This window comes from Chimaeribacter californicus (assembly GCF_002858675.1).
GTDB classification, from domain to species: Bacteria; Pseudomonadota; Gammaproteobacteria; order Enterobacterales; family Enterobacteriaceae; genus Chimaeribacter; species Chimaeribacter californicus.
The window spans coordinates 58,579-77,117 of record NZ_PJZF01000003.1; the positions used below are offsets into that span (position 1 = coordinate 58,579).

General features: G+C 55.1%; 15 protein-coding genes and 2 tRNA genes. 5 read left to right on the forward strand and 12 right to left on the reverse strand.

What is annotated here, in order from left to right:
- Positions 1 to 6: 6 nt before the first annotated feature.
- Positions 7 to 924 (reverse strand): nitrogen assimilation transcriptional regulator NAC, encoded by a 918-nt coding sequence (gene nac, locus CYR55_RS05120; protein WP_101815298.1) that lies wholly within the window; start codon positions 922 to 924, stop codon positions 7 to 9.
- A 324-nt stretch (positions 925 to 1,248) separates the two neighbouring features.
- On the opposite strand from nac, the gene CYR55_RS05125 reads away from it, so the two are divergent.
- A tRNA-Asn gene (locus CYR55_RS05125) sits at positions 1,249 to 1,324 on the forward strand.
- A gap of 124 nt (positions 1,325 to 1,448) precedes the next feature.
- Here the strand turns inward: CYR55_RS05125 and CYR55_RS05130 are convergent.
- From CYR55_RS05130 to CYR55_RS05160, 7 genes are all read right to left on the reverse strand, one after another.
- Complete coding sequence (locus CYR55_RS05130; protein ID WP_146000949.1) at positions 1,449 to 2,675, reverse strand: fimbrial protein; 1,227 nt, start codon at positions 2,673 to 2,675, stop codon at positions 1,449 to 1,451.
- Positions 2,676 to 2,694: 19 nt separating this feature from the next.
- On the reverse strand, positions 2,695 to 3,309 hold the full coding sequence (locus CYR55_RS05135) for a fimbrial protein (protein WP_101815080.1): 615 nt from the start codon (positions 3,307 to 3,309) through the stop codon (positions 2,695 to 2,697).
- An 83-nt stretch (positions 3,310 to 3,392) separates the two neighbouring features.
- A complete protein-coding gene (locus CYR55_RS05140) occupies positions 3,393 to 4,001 on the reverse strand; it encodes a fimbrial protein (RefSeq protein WP_101815081.1) in 609 nt (202 codons plus the stop codon).
- Between the two features lie 17 nt (positions 4,002 to 4,018).
- On the reverse strand, positions 4,019 to 4,582 hold the full coding sequence (locus CYR55_RS05145; RefSeq protein WP_101815082.1) for a fimbrial protein: 564 nt from the start codon (positions 4,580 to 4,582) through the stop codon (positions 4,019 to 4,021).
- Between the two features lie 28 nt (positions 4,583 to 4,610).
- Complete coding sequence (locus tag CYR55_RS05150; RefSeq protein ID WP_165699528.1) at positions 4,611 to 7,166, reverse strand: fimbria/pilus outer membrane usher protein; 2,556 nt, start codon at positions 7,164 to 7,166, stop codon at positions 4,611 to 4,613.
- Positions 7,167 to 7,267: 101 nt separating this feature from the next.
- Positions 7,268 to 7,975: a fimbria/pilus periplasmic chaperone gene (locus CYR55_RS05155; protein ID WP_101815084.1), complete on the reverse strand. Its 708-nt coding sequence runs from the start codon at positions 7,973 to 7,975 to the stop codon at positions 7,268 to 7,270.
- A gap of 55 nt (positions 7,976 to 8,030) precedes the next feature.
- Positions 8,031 to 8,630 (reverse strand): fimbrial protein, encoded by a 600-nt coding sequence (locus CYR55_RS05160; RefSeq protein ID WP_146000950.1) that lies wholly within the window; start codon positions 8,628 to 8,630, stop codon positions 8,031 to 8,033.
- A gap of 891 nt (positions 8,631 to 9,521) precedes the next feature.
- Here CYR55_RS05160 and CYR55_RS05165 point away from each other — a divergent pair.
- The 3 genes from CYR55_RS05165 (at position 9,522) to CYR55_RS05175 (ending at position 14,718) form a co-directional block, all read left to right on the forward strand.
- Complete coding sequence (locus CYR55_RS05165; RefSeq protein WP_101815086.1) at positions 9,522 to 11,252, forward strand: hypothetical protein; 1,731 nt, start codon at positions 9,522 to 9,524, stop codon at positions 11,250 to 11,252.
- Positions 11,253 to 11,405: 153 nt separating this feature from the next.
- On the forward strand, positions 11,406 to 14,498 hold the full coding sequence (locus tag CYR55_RS05170; protein WP_101815087.1) for a beta-galactosidase: 3,093 nt from the start codon (positions 11,406 to 11,408) through the stop codon (positions 14,496 to 14,498).
- A gap of 144 nt (positions 14,499 to 14,642) precedes the next feature.
- Positions 14,643 to 14,718: transfer RNA gene (locus CYR55_RS05175), tRNA-Asn, on the forward strand.
- A gap of 98 nt (positions 14,719 to 14,816) precedes the next feature.
- On the opposite strand, the gene CYR55_RS05180 is transcribed toward CYR55_RS05175, so the two are convergent.
- From CYR55_RS05180 to CYR55_RS05190, 3 genes are all read right to left on the reverse strand, one after another.
- Positions 14,817 to 15,305, reverse strand: a complete 489-nt coding sequence (locus CYR55_RS05180; protein WP_101815088.1) for a GNAT family N-acetyltransferase — start codon at positions 15,303 to 15,305, stop codon at positions 14,817 to 14,819.
- Complete coding sequence (locus CYR55_RS05185) at positions 15,302 to 15,595, reverse strand: type II toxin-antitoxin system TacA family antitoxin (protein ID WP_101815089.1); 294 nt, start codon at positions 15,593 to 15,595, stop codon at positions 15,302 to 15,304. The genes CYR55_RS05180 and CYR55_RS05185 overlap by 4 nt, the downstream gene beginning before the upstream one ends.
- A 295-nt stretch (positions 15,596 to 15,890) precedes the next feature.
- Positions 15,891 to 16,151 carry a hypothetical protein gene (locus tag CYR55_RS05190; protein ID WP_101815090.1) on the reverse strand — a complete coding sequence of 87 codons (261 nt, stop codon included), beginning with the start codon at positions 16,149 to 16,151 and terminating at the stop codon, positions 15,891 to 15,893.
- Between the two features lie 385 nt (positions 16,152 to 16,536).
- Here CYR55_RS05190 and CYR55_RS05195 point away from each other — a divergent pair, with 385 nt between their 5' ends.
- Positions 16,537 to 17,808, forward strand: a complete 1,272-nt coding sequence (locus CYR55_RS05195) for a zinc-dependent alcohol dehydrogenase (RefSeq protein WP_101815091.1) — start codon at positions 16,537 to 16,539, stop codon at positions 17,806 to 17,808.
- Between the two features lie 81 nt (positions 17,809 to 17,889).
- On the opposite strand, the gene CYR55_RS05200 is transcribed toward CYR55_RS05195, so the two are convergent.
- The gene (locus CYR55_RS05200; RefSeq protein ID WP_101815092.1) at positions 17,890 to 18,534 is read right to left on the reverse strand and encodes an RpiB/LacA/LacB family sugar-phosphate isomerase; all 645 of its coding nucleotides are present in this window, start codon (positions 18,532 to 18,534) and stop codon (positions 17,890 to 17,892) included.
- Positions 18,535 to 18,539 lie beyond the last annotated feature (5 nt).

Consider the following 18,539-nt stretch of genomic DNA (forward strand, 5'->3'; position numbering starts at 1 on the left):
GCGCCGTTACGCCACTGCCGCCATCCTCGCTGGGGCGGATTCCCCCATCAGCGATTGCAGGATATTTTTCACGGCAGTGGCCGCCGCCGAGAGCGGCAGGCTGTCGGAGAGGCAGAGCGAGAGCGGCACCTGCAACGCCGGGCAATTAATGCGTGACACCCAGGCCCGCGCCGGGCCGGCCAGCGCCCGCGCGGCGGATTCCGGCAAAATGGTGGCGCCCAGCCCGCTGGCCACGGCGGCCGTCAGGGTCGGTACCGATTCGATTTCACCAATCACCGTCGCCTGCAAGCGGCGCAGCGCCAGTGCGTCATCCACCAGCGTGCGTATCACATGGTAACTGCGCGGCAGGAACAGGTTGAGCTTCGCCACCTCTGACAGTTCAACCGATGCGCCAGGGTTCGGCACTGCCAGGGTGCCGACCAGGTAGAGATCCTCTTTCAGCAACGGCGTATAGCACAGGCCGCCGGTGGGTTTGTTGCCATAGAGCATCGCCATGTCAATCCGCCCGTTGGCAATCGCCTCGCCTAATGCGCTGCCGACATTTTCATTCAGGTAAAGCAGGATACCGGGGTGCTGCTCGCGTACCGCCTGCAACAACGGCAACGCCAGCTGCGATGCGGCCGAACCGGGCGTCAGCCCCACGGAAACCTGGCCGCTGAGCGCCTGCCCGACGCCGGTGACGGCGTTTTGCGCCTGTTCACACTGGCGCAGGATGGTCTGTGCATGGGCATACAGAATATTCCCCGCCTCGGTCGGCGTAACGCCGCGCTTGGTGCGGATCAGCAACTGCTGGCTGAGTTCCCCCTCCAGCGTCGCCAGTTGCTGGCTCAGCGCGGGCTGGGCAATGTGCAGGATCTCCGCGGCCTGGGTCAGACTGCCGATCTCGACGATTTTCACAAAGTATTTTAACCGTCTTAAATTCATCGCTGCCTCCAAAAGCATCAGGAAAGGAATAACCTGAAGAGAGTCAGCAAGAAACAGGCCAACCCGGCCGGTGCCGGCCATAGGTTAGGCTAATCGCCCGGAAAGTAACGGGAAACCCTGTCCCCCCGGCTCCACCGGCGTTCCCGGCCATGAGGCGGCGGCGTGTGCCCTGCACCAGCATAATGCAAACTTATGGCGCACCCGCACGCCGGGCGGTTATCGCGCAGGCAGATTGGCGAAGGTTGCAGCAAACAGTTCGGCAAATGGAAACCGGGCTTTGACAAGCTCCCGGCAGGCCGCTATTATCCGCCCCGTTCACACGATTCCTCTGTAGTTCAGTCGGTAGAACGGCGGACTGTTAATCCGTATGTCACTGGTTCGAGTCCAGTCAGAGGAGCCAGATTCGAAAAGCCTGCTTATAAAGCAGGCTTTTTTTCGTTTGGGCCGCAGCGCGGGTTTGTTGTTTTATTGCTGAGCGTTGTTATGTGCCCCTGCGGCACCCGCTTCCCGCCCCGGCGATGTAATCAGGGAACATTAAACGTCACGGTCGCAGTTGCAACATAACTCCCCCCGCCGCTGGGTTTATCATCCGTCATCATGGTTGGGAAGGAATAAAAGACTGCGGAGGCCTTAGTGCCGCTGATAATCGCCGCATTCTCTTCCCCTTTAATATTCACCGGCGTTGTGCCATTCACATCTTTCGTGAGCTTCACACCGAGGTTGTTAATCGTATTGCCCGCTGACGCCGTTGCCTTAAGAATACCGGGTTCGCTGCTGTCACTGATGGCAGTGGCGGTAACAGACCAGTTCATGCCAGAGAAGGTGCTCGCGATATCTTTATCGCAGTTAAAGACGATTTCCGTCCTTTCAGGGGTAAGGTTATTGGGTTTCAGCCCTTTACCTGTAAAATTCGTTGGCATCAGCTCCTGAAAATTAATCGCAATCCCGCCGCTGCTATTTAACAAACGGCAACTGTTATTAAATCTCAGCGTTCCATTAATGTAAAAGTCAAACTGTTCATATTGAGTAGAACTTTCAGAAATACTTCTGGCTTTTTCCCAGCCCTGAGTAGACATCCCAATACCGGATACCGTAGAGGCCGTGAGTAACACATTATTAAACACAATTTCCCGGGTCGGGATGCGGGGAATATAGATATATACATTACCGCTTCGGCCTGAAACTGAAGTCATATTCACATTTAACGTTGAAATCCTGCCATTTACCTTCACGCAGCTTATTCTCAGTCCTGCGTTATCCTCCCCTTTGTCACAGTTGTTACTCATACCGCTGTTCGTTTGATATAAATGCACGCTGGCATTGAGTGCATTATGTGCCGTGTAGGGGAAGGTGTAACTTTGCATCACGTCAGTGTCATTATTCCAGACATCCTGTTTGGCACTGACATAGACTTCATCCTCCATATTATTAATTCTATAATAGGTCAGACCCTTGAAGTTTATTGATTTAGCCGTATTCACCGCACTGGAATAACGGCCGCGATAATATTGCGGCCCAAGAGTCCAACGCTCATCCCTAAAAGCAATATCTTGCTTATACGTCAATTCCCCCGAGTTAGAAAAGGGGTACGTTCTTTCTATATGGCCGCTGCGACTGGTAAACTCCGTATCAATATTGAACACGTAATTTAAATTGTTTATAGTCGTTGTTAGCGTCGCATCACTGGCTAAAGCAGCCGGGGCGTTGCATAATAAAATTCCCCCCACCAGGGGAAAGGATAACCATTTCATTTCGCCACCTTGAATGACGTTAATTATAAAAAGAGCTCACCACCAGCACAACAGAGACATCCCCGGCCACCACGGCGGGCGCTGTCTGCATATATTGGCTGTAAAAGTAGCGCTCGGTATTAAAAGGCGAGCTCTCAGTGACCGGATAGGTCAGGCTCCGGCTCTCCCCGGTAGGGGTCAGCACATTGCTGTCGTCCCGCTGGTCAAATACCGCAATGCCCACCCCATTATTCACCGGTTGGTTATGTGAATCCTTCGCCTGATTGGCAAATGCGCCCGGTGCAACCTTATCGGTGCGGGCCTGGGTATCAAACGAGAGGAGAATGGTTGACATGGTGGCGGAAGAGAGCAGGCAATTTTCTACATGTAATGAAAAAGGCACCCGAAGTGCAGCCACACTGCCCGGCCCGGTAAAACTGTTAATGGCTACCGTATCCATGACCAGTAAATCACGGTTAAAACGGACATCACAGGTCGTAAGTTGTAGCGTACCGCTAAATTTAAACTCAATGGAGGCGTTACTTTCCGGCTCATCCCCGGCATCCGCCATTGCCTGAGTGATCATGATCGGAGGGAAAAATAATAACGCTATGAATGACAGCATCAACCGTCTGAAATAAGGCTTCATCAACATTATTATTTCCTTATGCGTAAATGTTTTGGCGATAGCGATAAAGAGCGGCCGGCATAGCGTTTTCGCCTGCCGGCCGTTTCATATTATTGATAGCTGACGGATACGAACGCCGTGGCTTGAAGATCCTGCCCGGCAGAGTAGGTATTGATCGCCGCAGCGGTAGCCAGCGGGCCATCTTTAGCCACCACCATCTTGGCAAACAGCGGCCATTTATACGTGTTAGCCCCATCTGCGGTCATACTGGAAAGCAACACTACCCGGTCTTCTTTAAATTTCACCGCAGACTCAACCGTGGTATCTGCACGGTTGGTAAACAGCGCAACGCCTAACCCTGAGTTAGCCTCCGTTTGATTCAGGAATACCGGTGCTCTACCACTAAATCCATAGCCGGAAATACTGGGCCCATTAAAATTGACCGTTACCTGGGTAACACCCGCCCCACAGTTAGCCAGCTTGAGGAATACATCTTTCACCGGTGCGGCGGGAATAATCGTATCCTGCGTTTTCGCTATAATATCGGAGGCATCCAGCGCGCCAAAGGCGATATCATTGCCTGCTGTGCCCAAAAACGAGGCGGTGCAGGTTGGCTGTAATAAGGTCCCCTCAAATTTCAAATCGACGGTGGCGGAGGGATCCGCTGCCAGTGCCGCGAATGGAGAACATATCATCAGAGTAGCTAAGATCTTTTTCATTGTGATAGTTCCTTTCATCACTGGTAAATAATATTTAAAACGGCGGTGGAGGCCAGGCTTCCCCCGCTCATTTGCGCGATAGAAGCCACCGTTGGGATCAGCGTTCCCTTAATATAAATACTGTATTCCGGTGTATATTTCTCCGTTCCGGTGTTGGGTGGCGTATTATCGGCCGGTAACGGATAGTACTTGGCTTCTCCGCCATTTTTGACTTCGGTTTTAAAGGCGACACCGGTCGCGCCGCCCGTGGCTGGAACTACCCATTTTCCTGCCCAGGTTCCCGTCAGGGTGGTGGTATTGTCAGAATTAAGTGAAATAGTCAAATTATTAACGGCAACACAATTATTCAGTTTAAAGCTTTTTTCTTTGACCAGCGTACCGGCCATAGCAACCAGCGGTGTGACTTCACCAAAATCAAGCGTAATACCGGCTGCACCCGAGCTTATTTCGCAGGTTCCGCGGTTAATATGCGTTGAGGCGGTAAAATCGACTTGTTCCGCGGATACCTGATTGCTCATGACCATAACACCCAGTAAAGAGGCGTAAACGCCCGCTTTACTGATTATGTGATTTTTTCCCATTTTTATACCCTTTAACTGTTTTTAGCGATCAATGACATATCACATTATCAAGCGACAATGTTTCCTGTTTGATTTCCCTTTCCGACAGGGACGGTAATGTATACTCCACCTGACACTGCTCTTGCGGGGCATCGCCCCATTTAACTGATAATTTCCCGGACGGTTCAATGCCGCGCGTAAAGGCGCGGTTACCCTGGCCTACGGTTCCCACTGGTTCACCCTTTTCATTAAAGACTTCCGCGCCCAACGGGATATTTTTACCCGTCTGCGTTTTCAGCCGGAAAAATACCGAACGACGTTCGTCAGTGCCAAATGTTACCCGCGTAATCGCCCCGGCTCGCGGCACGACTTTCACCATGGTCTCTTTTAATTCGGTATCTTTTTCCATTTTTGACGGATCAATGCCGACATCGTTAAAACGATACGGTGATAAGGTGGAGACATAGGCATAACCTGCCTCATTAATTCGCGTGGATTTATCGCCGGTGGCCTGCGCCCCTTCCGCCCCTTTGGCTTCAATCAGCGCAACCGGCGCATCATTGCTGATCGTCCGGCCAAACGTGACACCGCCGCCGTGTATCAGAATCCCCCCATTACCACTGAACGAAATCTGGCGGTTATCCTGGGTATCAGCTGACACATTGCTCCCCCATGAACCGTAACGCGTATTCCAGGTGGCATTTCCCCCGACGCTCTCCATTCGATCGTCAGACTGCCCACCGTTGCTGTAACCGGCGTTCACCCCATAATAAACATCCGCCTCTTCGTTATAGCCTGATGCCGATGCCGACAGGTTGCTGTTCTTATCACTGCCGCGTGTCATGTTCATATTCAGGTAATTAAACAACGGGCGGCTTTCGCTGCTGTTATCGCCTAATGGAATAGAGAGCGACAGGTAGATCTGATCGTCTTTATCACCCTCTTCGGTGTAATAGCGGTTCACCGACACGCTATACCCTACGCGCCCAACACTATTGCTGTACCCCAACTGATAGCTTTCTTCGTTTCTTCCTGAACGCCAGTATTGAGAGAACATCGCCGACGAATAAAACGACCCCCACCCCTCATTTAATGATTGGCTGATATTAAGCTGGACACGGGATTTAAGGCGGTCATCCATATCACGCCAGTCGTTCTGTGCCAGGTAATCTACCGCTTCACCCAGGTTGTAATACTCTTTGGTCGAATAGCGGTAAGCCGAAATATTCACGCTGGTATCCGTCGCGGCAACAAAGCTGTTATAGCTAATACCCAGGCTCTGCCCCTGATGTTTCCCATCCTCCGCTGAGAGGCTGGAATGCGTCAGATCCAGAGAAACCGCACCTATCCGTGTATTCAGCGCCACCCCGGCAATCATCGAATAATAATCCGGCATATATTCCGCGCCGCTGTAAAGCGACAGATAATTATTCAACCCGTATTGCCAGGTGCCCTGACCGATAACCGGCTTATTTCCACCGTTCGAATTGTTGTATTCCCCGACCGACAGCGAATAAATAGAGACACCGGGATAGAGCAACTGCCCGCCGCCATTAAAAGGCACCGTCATATTGCGTATCCGCCCATCTGCCTCCTGAATAGTGACATCCAGCGCATCGGATGAACTTATCGGGTGGTAATCCTCAATCGCGAATTCACCCGGCGGTACGGTAACCTCATGAATCTTGGTGCCTGCCTGGCTGATAATAATCTTTGCATTGCTCTCTGCAACGCCGCGAATCACCGGGCGAAACGAATTCAGTGAATCCGGCAGCATGCGTGTATCACTGCTGAGCGTGACGCCGCGCAGGGGAAACGCATCAAAAAAAGCGCTGCTGCTGTACACTTCACCTATACGCAACTGCGATTTTAAGGCAGCGACATCATGTTCAACGTAAAGGTTAGCGCTGTCGAACGTGGTGCCGTTCTCGGTTGCGTAGTTTACATCGCCCCGCACCCGCAGCCGCCAACCCAGCAGGTTCAATCCGCCATCCACGCCCAGCCAGGCGCTGTCTGACTTATTATTGTTATAACTGGAACGGTAATAGTTCATGTTATAGCTGGCAAAGGCGGCATTGATGCCTTCATCCCACAGGGCTTCAGGCACTTCATCCGGGCGCATCTCTTTGAGCAACGCCTGAGGGACATTCAGCAAAAAGCGCTGCTCGTTCATGTCCATTTTCCAGCTTGCGCCCGCGATCAAGGTCTTCAGGGGGGTACACGCCCCGGTATTCTCGCCGGTCATCGCTATCTTGTCGGTATCAATACCCATATCAATCAGCTGTTTAACGCTGAGGCAGGGTATGGCGCGCAATGGCTCGGCCGGGTTTTCCTGGAACGCTATCTCATGTTTGCCCATGGCCCGCTCATTAAGCACCACCATGACGTAGTGCTTACCCGCGGGCACCGGGTTGCCTTTCGCAAAGCGGCTTACATCAATAGGCTGGCTTGATAGAAAAGCATTATTAAACTCAACCTCTTCATCTTCTGAAGAGATGACCTCCTCCCCGGGTGGGGGAATGGCCCCCGGCTCAGCAGCCACCGGCAGGGCCGCGGAATGCTCAGCACTTTCCGCAGCCCTGACCATCCCGGGCATATTCATCATAATAAACAACCCGGCGATGATCGAAAGTCGGAAATAACATCCTGTTGGTTTTGTTTCCATTAAAAAGCATCCCACTTACTTTATGGCGAACAATGCAGGAATCAATTAATTTTGGCGTTACCTTCAACGTCATTACCATAATCGGAAATATAGCTATAGGTTAATTGCGTACCTGACGCGGGTTTTGCTGCTTTATTTTCAAAAGCAAATTTCTCAGAGGAGAAAGGCGCGACCATACCAGGTTTGGCAGACACAGCACCTGCTTTCAACATATTGAACGTGAGATAATAAGGGGTGTTGTTTTTTGCCACCAAATTCCCTTCTTCAACCGCCCAGCTCACTTTTGCGGCAGCATCCTGTGGTTTAATCGCCAGGTTATTTGGCCGGTAAAACATTTTGATACGGGTACGGAAGGCTAACTGCAGCTTGTTGTTAACCCCTGTTTCGCCCTTGGCTTTTGGCGGCACTTCAAGCACGTTCAGGTAATAAATCGATTCGCGGTCTTTCGGCAACGAATTATCAAGTTTGGCAATACGCAGTGTTTGCCCTTTTTTCGCGTCAATACGGGAAACCGGCGGCGTGATCATAAATGGCAGATCAATATTTTCCGGCGACTCTGTGGCACGGCCATCATCCAGCCAGGATTGAACCAGCAGCGGACGCACGCCTTCATTCGTCATGCGGACGTTAACTTCCTTCGCATCTTCTTTATACACTACGCGGGTCGTATTAATGACCACATCAGCCCAGGCAGATGAACTGAAAGCGAAGGCGGCTGCCAGAACGGCAGATAAATATTTAGCTGACATCTATTTTCTCTCTGAGTAATAAAGCAGGCACGTTATGCCTGCCTGTATAATGGAATTACATATACACCAGACTGAAGGTCGCTACCGTTTCCATATCACCGGCAGTGACATCAGCAACGTTGGCAGCCGTCTGTACATAGTGGGTTTCAAAACTAAAGGTTTGTGCGCTGGTTACCGGATCTTTATAGTCAGGCTCTGACAGGGTATTCATATCCATGAGCAGATCGGTGCCTGCGGGTTTGGTAAAGCCGATTTGTACCCCTTTGGCGGCCAGATCCATGGTATTCACAGAGTCGAGCAATATATTGCGGTAGGTCGACGTATTGGCATCCGCATAACCGCTGGAATCAAAGCTTACAGCGACTTTGCTTTTACCTGACGGTAACGAACAGTTTTGCAACGTGACATCCACAGTACGCATATTACGGGATGCGTCATGGCTGGTACCGCGTGCGGATCTCAGCGGGGTTTTTAAATCCTGAATCGCCACCGCGTCGAGGCTTAATAATGCACTGGTGGTCGCGCCATTAATCGCGACTTCACACGTTTTAGAGGTGACTTCCCCGTTAATACGAATCTGGCCGTCGGCTGCCACTGCATTTGCTGCAACAACACCGCCCAAAATAAGCGCAGAAAGTCGGGTTACTTTAACCATTGAATGGCACATTATATAACTCCATTTATTTTAAATACGGGTTTACTTTATGTAAAATTTCCTGAAAGCGGACCTTACGCGTCTGCTTTAATTTTTCTCAACAAAAATTTATTTTTTCTTAGAAAAATTTCTTTTTCCCTGGAGGGAAGGCATTGCAGCGCGAACGAATCAAATATTGATCATTATAATTTTATGGTACACCACCTATCACTTACATTTAAATTAAGCACCATTTAACCGTAAAAAAATCAATTCATTATCAATGAGTTAAAGGTTAAATATTTTACCAATACTTGTCTTTTTATTTTTTTCAAAACTATTACCAAACAAACATATCAGTTCTTAATGAAAAACCGGCCTGAGAAAACGCCCGCTTTTTACCCTTGCCACTGTGCTGTATGTCACAAATTTGTTTGTTTTTTTAGCGCCATATTGCGAAGTTTTTAAAAAATGAAAACAAACCTTTCGGCTACCGGTGCCTTTACACGGCGATGTCACTGTTCAAAACCCGGCGTCTCCGGCCTGTTCTCACGCCCTTCCCGGCCAGACGGCGTAATCCTCACACCACAGTTTATTTTTATTTAACCCTTCACAGCCATGATATGATTTAATTACGTCCTTTCCCCTGTAAAATGTGATTTTCCATACGATAATCTCACATTCATCATCGTGTTATCCGTAAGCATCGCTAAATAAATAGGTCTCCCGGCAGGTGTAAAGGCTGGGAAATGTTTTTCCAACAATAAAAATCCTTAAAAACAACGCCCGGCATCAATAAGAATTATTCCGCTGTTATTCAATAGACGCCGTCACGCACCTCTATTACAACTAAACGTGGTGATCACCTGATTCATTTATTTCCCTTACCCTATTTATCATGAGGAATGCCTGATGGACAGTTGCAAAGATATTGCCACCCTGCGCACTATTGAACCCACCAAAGACGGGCAGTTTATTGTGGTGATCAGTTATTATTCCGACTGGTTGGAGACCGGCACCAAACCCAGCGGCGGCGGCACCTTTGTCGCGCTGATGGATGACAAAACCTCCCCGGACGATAATGGCGAATATATTGTCACCAAAGGCGGCCACCGCTGGCACCGGCTCGGCGAACAGTTTTTGCCGGTTGATTTTGGCTGTACCCCCGGCGGCACCAAAGACTGCACCCAGCATATGCGCGCTTATCTGAAGGCGTCAGCCAATAAAACGGTGATTTTCCAGAACGGGCCGTGGCGGGTCAGCGGTACGCTGGATTTCACCCTGATCAAGCGCGTGATGGCCGATGACTCCGGCCGCTTTAAGATCAACCCCAAAAACTTTGACGGTGATTACGCCATCATTATGGGCGACCCCACCGACCAGCCCAACAGCGGTCGCAGCAGCCGGCTGGTGATTGACGGCGACCTGGTGGTGGACTGTGATAACCGCGATACCGAGCTGAACGGCATTTACATCAAGGGGCAGTGGTTCGTCGGCGGCCACATCCGCGTCAGCAGTTTTAACGGCACCGGCATTAATATGGATTCGGTGTGGGATTCCACCTTCGAGCGGCTCAGCGTCGAGCGCTGCGGCAACCTGAAAAAGTGGGCACTGGAGATCGGCTCCTCCGGGGATACCTTCAATGCCACCCATATCTCGTCGATTCAGTGTGAGCAGGCGTACCATCGTGGGATTTTCATCAACAACAACGTCCGCAACGTGTTTGACAACATCCACGCCGAGCGGCTGATTGTGCTCACCGAAGATGACGGCACCACCGGGCAGGCCTCCGGCCTGAAGTACCAGAACCACAACATCATCATCGGCAACAGCACCATTAACCAGGTGTTTATGGATGCGGCGCTGGAGGATTCCACCACCGGCCAGAAACCGGGCGTCACCACCAGGCTGTCGGTGAACATCGGCACCGACCGGGCGGAGATCAGGAACTTCAACGCCTCCGGCGCGGTGTGCAGCACCAGCTACGGCACCAAATCGGTGTTCAGCAGTTGCCGCTTCGGCAGCTGGTACATTGCCGCCCCGGCCTCCCATATGACGCTGGCGGAGCCGGAGATTGATGACCTGCTGATGGTGGAGCGCGATGTCACGGTGATTAACCCGACGCTGCAACGGCTCGATTTCCGCTACAACGCACAGAATGTGAAAATCATCAAAGGCGAGGTGAAGGACATCTCCCTGTCGAGCAACATCCTCGGCAACATCACCTTCTACGACACCAAAATCACCGGCAAAGTGAACGGCACCAAAGTGGCCAGCAACGGCTATATGCCGGTGACGTTCAACAACTGTATCTTCTCCGGGACGTTTGCCGGGGCTTACCAGTCCACGGCGATCGTCAACGGCGGCCATATTGTCACGGCCGCGCTGGTCTCCGGGGCGTCGGTGCAGTTCTACAACGTGACGTTCGACAGCTTCAGCTGTACCGGCAACATCAGCTTTATCAGCCGCGGTTGTCAGGCAAAAACGGTGTCGGGCTGGAAAAACCCTAACCATACTTTCCCGGTCTACCCGGCCGGGACGGTGAACGAGCGCCTCGGCAAAGCGGCTTCCGGCAACGGCATTCTTTACGTCAACGCCGACGGCACCCCTAACGGCTGGAAAATGGTGGTCACCATGCCGTAAGCCGCGCTCTTTGGGGCAAGGGATGCCCCACCCTCCCCCGATAAAATGTGACCCGGCTCACCCCCTGCCCGCCCCCGGCTTTACAGCGCCCCAGGCCGCAGGCAGTGTAAACGCAAATTGTGAGCGCATAACATTTTACTGCCGGAGCCTGTGATGAGTGCTGATGCTGCTGTTTCCCGCTGTTCCCTGGCCACGCTGCTGGCCGCCCGCGCCTGGGAATCCCCGGTGATAACCCACCTGAACCGGCTGCCGGCGCACCCGCCGTTTGCCAGCTGGCGTGACCCGCAGGCCGCACGTGACGACGCCTTCTCCCCCAGCCGCCACAGCCTGAACGGCGACTGGGCGTTCAGCTATTTCCCGCGCCCGGAGGCGGTGCCGGAAGCCTGGCTGGCAGCTGACCTGCCGGACGCCGCGCCCCTGGCCGTGCCGTCCAACTGGCAACTGGCGGGCTTTGATGCGCCGATCTACACCAACGTGCAGTACCCGATCCCGGTCAACCCGCCGTTCGTCCCGGCGGACAACCCTACCGGCTGCTATTCGCACCGGGTACGGGTACCGGAGGGCTGGCTGGCCGCCGGGCAGACACGCATCATTTTCGACGGCGTCAACGCGGCGTTTTACCTCTGGTGCAACGGTGAATTTGTCGGCTTCTCGCAGGACAGTCGCCTGCCGGCGGAGTTTGATTTAACGCCGTTCCTGCACGAGGGCGAGAACCGGCTGGCGGTGATGGTGCTGTGCTGGTGCGCGGGCAGCTATCTGGAAGATCAGGATATGTGGCGCATGAGCGGCATCTTCCGGGATGTCATGCTGCTGCATAAGCCTGCGGTGCACCTCACTGATGTGCGGCTGAGCACGCCGCTGGCTGCCGGGTTCCACCAGGGGGAGCTGGTGGCCGAGGTGCACGCCAACCTGACGCCGGAACAGCAGGCGGACTATCAGGTCGCGGTGTCGCTGTGGGACAGCGACCAGCAGGTGGTGATGCTCTGCCGCCCCTTCGGCAGCGATCCGGTGGACGAGCGCGGTGCCTATCACGACCGCGTGACGCTGCGGCTGCCTGTATCGCAGCCCCGGCTCTGGAGCGCCGAGGCGCCGCACCTCTACCGGGTGGTGGTGGCGCTTTGCCCGCGCAACGGCGAGCTGCTGGAGGCGGAAGCCTATGACGTCGGTTTCCGGCAGGTGGCGATTGAGAACGGCCTGCTGACGCTGAACGGCCAACCGCTGCTGATCCGCGGCACCAACCGGCATGAGCATCATCCCGATCGCGGTCAGGTCATGGACGAGGCGACCATGGTCCGCGACATCCTGCTGATGAAGCAGCACAACTTTAATGCGGTGCGCTGCTCGCACTACCCGAACGTGCCGCGCTGGTACCAGCTGTGCGACCGCTACGGGCTGTATGTGGTAGATGAGGCAAATATCGAAACCCACGGTATGCAGCCGATGAACCGTTTGTCTGACGATCCGCGCTGGTTCGCGGCGTTCAGCGAGCGCGTCACGCGTATGGTGCAGCGCGACCGCAACCACGCCTGCATCATCATCTGGTCACTGGGTAACGAGTCCGGCCACGGCAGCACCCATGATGCGCTCTACCGCTGGGTGAAATCCGTCGATCCGACCCGCCCGGTGCAGTATGAGGGCGGCGGGGCTGACAGCGCCGCCACGGACATTATCTGCCCGATGTATGCGCGTGTGGACGAAGACCAGCCGTTCCCGGCAGTGCCGAAATGGTCACTGGCGAAATGGCTCGGCCTGCCGGGTGAGACGCGGCCGCTGATCCTGTGCGAGTACGCCCACGCGATGGGCAACAGTTTTGGCGGCTTTGCCCGCTACTGGCAGGCGTTCCGCCAACATCCGCGCCTGCAGGGCGGCTTTGTCTGGGACTGGGCGGATCAATCCCTGACCCGGCTCGATGACCACGGTCAGCCGTGGCAGGCCTACGGCGGTGATTTTGGCGACACGCCGAACGATCGCCAGTTCTGCATGAACGGGCTGGTGTTCGCTGACCGCACGCCCCACCCTTCGCTGTTTGAGGCGCAGCGCGCGCAGCAGTTCTTCCAGTTCCGCCTGACCGGCACCGGCCCGCTGACGCTGGAGGTCAGGAGTGAATACCTGTTCCGCCACAGCGACAACGAGCGCCTGCACTGGCGGATAGAGCAGGACGGCGAGCCGCTGGCGCAGGGCGAGGTCACGCTCGACCTGCCGCCGGGCGGCGTGCAGCACATCACGCTGGATGCCGCGCTGCCGGTGCCGGGGGAGCGCTGGCTGAGCGTGGAGGTGATTCAGCCTGCGGCGACCGCCTGGTCTGAGGCCGGGCACCGCAGCGCCTGGGACCAGTGGCCGCTGCCGCGGTGCCTCGACGTGCCGCTGGCGCTGCCCGCGGGGATCGCCCCGGCGTTGCACACCACGGAGGAAGGCTATGAGGTCAGCCACGGCGACCAGCGCTGGCAGTTCAGCCGCACGCACGGCACGCTGATGCAGTGGATGCAGCACGGCGAACCGGGGCTGCTGTCACCCCTCACGGACGAGTTTGTGCGCGCGCCGCTGGACAATGACATCGGCGTCAGCGAGGTGACGCGCATCGACCCGAACGCCTGGGTGGAGCGCTGGAAAGCCGCCGGGCTGTATGCGCTGGTGCCGGAATTGCTGGCGTTCAGCGCTGCCGCAGTGCCGGAGGGGGTACAGCTCAGCAGCGATCACCTCTACCTGGCGAACGGGCGCGGCGTTATGCGCAGCCGCAAAACCTGGCTGATTGACCTTCAGGGCCGCCTGCATATTGATGTCACGGTGGAGGTGGCGGGCAGTGTGCCGCCGCCGCGCATCGGCCTGCGTACCCAACTGGCCACGGTGGCGGAACAGGCAGCGTGGCTCGGCCTCGGCCCGCATGAGAACTACCCGGACAGGAAACTGGCGGCGCAGCATGGGCGCTGGCAGTTACCGCTGGCAAAGATGCACACCCCTTACGTCTTCCCAACCGAAAACGGCCTGCGCTGCGACACCCGCGAACTGGCGTACGGCGGTTGGCGGGTGGAGGGCCGCTTCCACTTCAGCCTGAGCCGCTACAGCCGTGAACAGCTGACGGCCACCAGCCACCGCCACCTGCTGCGTGACGAGCCGGGCACCTGGCTGCATCTGGACGGCGCGCACATGGGCGTGGGCGGGGATGACTCCTGGAGCCCCAGCGTCCATGCGGACTTCCTGCTGAGTGCGCCGGTTTACCACTACCGCGTCACCCTCAGCCGCCGCTGACCTTTGGCGGCGCACCCGCCGTGCGCCGCCAAATCGCTAAAAATATCAACGACGTGCACAAAATAGCGTCAAACGCATCACTTTTTATGACAACCCTTTGACAGCGCGGCAGCAGGCCGTTATTATCCGCCCCGTTCACACGATTCCTCTGTAGTTCAGTCGGTAGAACGGCGGACTGTTAATCCGTATGTCACTGGTTCGAGTCCAGTCAGAGGAGCCAGATTTAAAGAAGCCCGCGCGGGAAACTGTGCGGGCTTTTTGCTGCCTGGGTTTTGGACTCTCTTTTTCCGGCTATCTTTTCCCGGCACATATCGGCCGTTACAGCGACGCCATTAATTCTCCCAGTGTCACCATCAATATCATCGGATCCAGCGGTGAAGGCGTAAAACCTACCCGCAGGTAAAAATCGCGGGCGTCTTCGGTCAGGGCATGGACCAACATGCCCCGGATGCCGATGGTTTCCGCGACCTGAATCACCCGTAAACCGGCATCCCGAACCAGGGCGCGCCCCACCCCGCAGCCATGCAGTGACTGGTCCACCGCCAGCCGCCCCAGCACAATCACCGGGATTGGATCGGGCATATTGCGGCGAAAACGGCCGGGTGCCGCATTCACCGTGACAGCGCTGGACGCCAGGGAGTAATAGGCACGAACCTGAAGATCGTCACTGCACACAAAGGTGCGGGACGTGCCGGTGTGTTGATTTTTCAGCGCCCGTTGTTTTAGCCAGGTATCCATACTCTCCACCCCACAACAAAATGCCGTGAGGTGATGCCGTGCATGCAACGGCTCCGGTGCGGCTATCACGCTTTTTTCTCCCAGGGGGCGGCCGTTTGCATGGTGTGACGCAGAGCCGCATTCGGGGCGGGCGGCTGATCCAGACGGGTCAGAAATTCATCATAGGCCGCAGGATCGGCCATGATGATACGTTGCTCAAGCAGCGTCTCTTCCGCCGCAGCGCGGGCAGCATCCAGCACGAAATCGGTGCGGTTTTTGCCTTTGGCTTTGGCCGCCCGATCAATCAGGTCACGTTCTTCAGACTTAATACGTAAATTCAGCGTCTCGCGCTTTATCGGCAGGGCATTGGCAGCCGGCATGGTGGGTTCCTCACATTTTCAGACAGGCTTAAGCATAGCGCGATGTAGTGTCAAAGTCATTACGCTATAGAAAGGGTAATTGTGTGGGTAATAGGGTTAAAAGAAGCCCGCGCAGGAAACTGTGCGGGCTTTTTGCTGTCTGGGGATCGCTGCACGCATTGGAGCTATAAAGCTGGAGCAATAAAGCGCGAAATATTAATCATCATTAAAGTGAAAATGATTCACCTGATTAATTCATGCATTTTTACGTGATGATTTTTTTACATTGGAAAAAGAGACGTTCCCCATTCCGCCGTTACCATTTAATATCGCGCGCTTCTTGCCGGCCGTCCTGTTTTGCTTCGCGTTTATCCTGGCGGCATTCATGGTTGCTTTTATCATCCCGCACCACGCATTCGCGTTTTTCCTGCCGGGCGTCCTGACGGGCATCCTGCCGCGTATCACGGGCTTCACGCCGCTCGCGCCCTTGCTCTGTGGCCTGCGCTGCCGGTGCCAGTGAGCCGGCCACCAGCGCACCAACCATCATCACACCCAGAAAACGTGTATAATTTTTCATCATAATTACCTGTTAATAACATGATATAAAGTCGTGCCTGTTTTCATTACCGGGCACACAGAAAGGGATAAATTCCCTTTACCAAATCCGCGTCAATATTACGGCAACAGCGGGTGATAAACCGGGGAATTAACGTAACGCCACGTGTCATCTCTTTTTATGGTTAATAAAGTATAACCAGAGGTTTCGTATTATTTGTCATGTGAATAATTATAATCCGCTATATAAATAGCCCGGATATTTATTCCCCTTTTGCGGGTGGCGCAGCATATTGGCCGTTTGTCTGATTTTTGGTTCCCGGTGCCGCCCGGCCCCCTATCGCCCGGCAGAGTTGCCCAAGTGCCGCTACAGTTAAGGAGGTCTTCCTCATAAAAAGGATAAAACTGTGAAAGCACTTACTTATCACGGCCCCTATAAGGTCAGTGTTGATAACGTCGCCGACCCCGGGATCGTCGATCAGGATGACATTATCCTGCGGGTTACCGCCACCGCCATCTGTGGCTCCGATTTGCACCTCTATCGCGGCAAGATCCCTAAAACCGAACATGGTGATATTTTCGGCCATGAGTTTATGGGTGAAGTGGTCGAAGCCGGGCGTGATGTCACGGCAGTGCAGAAAGGCGACCGGGTCGTTATCCCGTTTGTGATCGCCTGTGGTGACTGTTTCTTCTGCCGGATGCAGCAGTTTGCCGCCTGCGAAACCACCAACACCGGCCGTGGCGCCATCATCAATAAGAAGCAGATCCCACCGCCGGCCGCGCTGTTCGGTTTCAGCCACCTTTATGGCGGCATTCCCGGCGGCCAGGCGGAATATGTGCGCGTGCCGAAAGCCAATACCGGGCCGTTCAAGGTGCCGGATATCCTTTCGGATGACAAAGTGCTGTTCCTCTCCGACATCCTGCCCACCGCCTGGCAGGCAGTGAAAAACGCCCAGGTCGGCAAAGGTTCCCGGGTGGCGATTTTCGGTGCCGGGCCGGTCGGCCTGCTCAGCGCCGCCTGTGCGCGGATGCTGGGTGCCGAGCAGATTTTCATGATCGACCACCACCCCTACCGGCTGGCGTTTGCGCAAGAGCGCTATGGCGTGATCCCGGTGAATTTCGACGAAACCGATGACCCGGCCGCCGCGATCATTGAGCAGACGCCGGGCAACCGTGGCGTGGATGCGGTGATCGATGCCGTAGGCTTTGAGGCCAAAGGCAGCACCACCGAAACCATCCTGACCAACCTGAAACTGGAAGGCAGCAGCGGTAAGGCGTTACGCCAGTGCATCGCCGCCGTACGACGCGGCGGCATCGTCAGCGTGCCGGGCGTCTATGCCGGCTTTATCCACGGTTTCCTGTTCGGTGATGCGTTCGACAAAGGGCTGACCTTCAAAATGGGCCAGACCCACGTCCACGCCTACCTGCCGGAGCTGCTGCCGCTGATTGAGCAGGGGCTGCTGAAACCGGAAGAGATCATTACCCATAAGCTGTCGCTGGATGATGCCGCCAAAGGCTACGAGATTTTCGAGAAGAAAGAGGAAGAGTGCCGCAAGGTGATCCTGGTGCCGGAGACGGTCGCGATGCCGGAACCGTTGACTACCACCGCCGCCATCGAAAATGGCCCGGCCATTGTGGACACCCCGCCGCTGGTGACGCCGAAACCCGTGGTGCCGTGATCTCTCCTGCGCCATAAAAAAAGCCCGCTGATGCGGGCTTTTTATCGGGTTCGCGGGGCGGTTATGCCTGGCCCAGGACTATTACGCCTGGCCCAGAACTTCACGCACGTAAGCTTCGATCTCTTTATCCCGGCAGTTCTCAAAGAAGCACTGCTGGAAGCGCTCGCCGCTGACGGCGGTTTTCACCAGTTCCGGGTCGAGGGCGCGCAGCGTCTCCACGCAGCCGCCTTTCAGCATGCTGGTTTTCACCTGGTTCAGGATGCCCGCATTGCGCACCTGCGGCTCTTTGCGCTCCGGTGGGTAGCCCGCGCCGCGCTCGCCGGTAAAGGCTTTCTCAAAGATATAGCGCACATTCAGCTCGGCGCCCCAGCCAAAGCCCTTGGCAAACGGCAGCGCCAGCGCGTTGCCGTTATTGATCTGCGCAAACAGGAAGGCGTCTGCCGGGTCGATGCAGTAACCGCAACTGACGCCGGGGTGCAGGTTCAGGGAGAGCAGCGCGCCCTGCCCGGTGCCGCAACCACTCACCACGAAGTCTACGGCTTTTGAGTTCAGCAGCAGGCTCGCCATGATGCCCAGATGAATGTACGTCAGGTGATGATCCTGTTCGTCGCTCATGCCGACGTTGAACACGCTGTGCTCTTTTTCATTCGCCACCTCAGTGAGCTGTTTCAATACCACGGCGTTTTTGGCCGCCTGGCTGTTTTCCATCATCAGTGCAATGTTCATCTTTC

Excerpts from the sequence above, each read along its gene's own strand:
- CYR55_RS05200 (WP_101815092.1), bottom strand. The coding sequence starts at position 18,534 with ATGAACATTGCACTGATGATGGAAAACAGCCAGGCGGCCAAAAACGCC.
- CYR55_RS05145 (WP_101815082.1), bottom strand. The coding sequence starts at position 4,582 with ATGGGAAAAAATCACATAATCAGTAAAGCGGGCGTTTACGCCTCTTTA.
- CYR55_RS05185 (WP_101815089.1), bottom strand. The coding sequence starts at position 15,595 with ATGCCGGCTGCCAATGCCCTGCCGATAAAGCGCGAGACGCTGAATTTA.
- CYR55_RS05140 (WP_101815081.1), bottom strand. The coding sequence starts at position 4,001 with ATGAAAAAGATCTTAGCTACTCTGATGATATGTTCTCCATTCGCGGCA.
- CYR55_RS05155 (WP_101815084.1), bottom strand. The coding sequence starts at position 7,975 with ATGTCAGCTAAATATTTATCTGCCGTTCTGGCAGCCGCCTTCGCTTTC.
- CYR55_RS05170 (WP_101815087.1), top strand. The coding sequence starts at position 11,406 with ATGAGTGCTGATGCTGCTGTTTCCCGCTGTTCCCTGGCCACGCTGCTG.
- CYR55_RS05130 (WP_146000949.1), bottom strand. The coding sequence starts at position 2,675 with ATGAAATGGTTATCCTTTCCCCTGGTGGGGGGAATTTTATTATGCAAC.
- CYR55_RS05165 (WP_101815086.1), top strand. The coding sequence starts at position 9,522 with ATGGACAGTTGCAAAGATATTGCCACCCTGCGCACTATTGAACCCACC.
- CYR55_RS05190 (WP_101815090.1), bottom strand. The coding sequence starts at position 16,151 with ATGAAAAATTATACACGTTTTCTGGGTGTGATGATGGTTGGTGCGCTG.
- CYR55_RS05150 (WP_165699528.1), bottom strand. The coding sequence starts at position 7,166 with ATGATGAATATGCCCGGGATGGTCAGGGCTGCGGAAAGTGCTGAGCAT.
- CYR55_RS05135 (WP_101815080.1), bottom strand. The coding sequence starts at position 3,309 with ATGTTGATGAAGCCTTATTTCAGACGGTTGATGCTGTCATTCATAGCG.
- nac (WP_101815298.1), bottom strand. The coding sequence starts at position 924 with ATGAATTTAAGACGGTTAAAATACTTTGTGAAAATCGTCGAGATCGGC.
- CYR55_RS05160 (WP_146000950.1), bottom strand. The coding sequence starts at position 8,630 with ATGGTTAAAGTAACCCGACTTTCTGCGCTTATTTTGGGCGGTGTTGTT.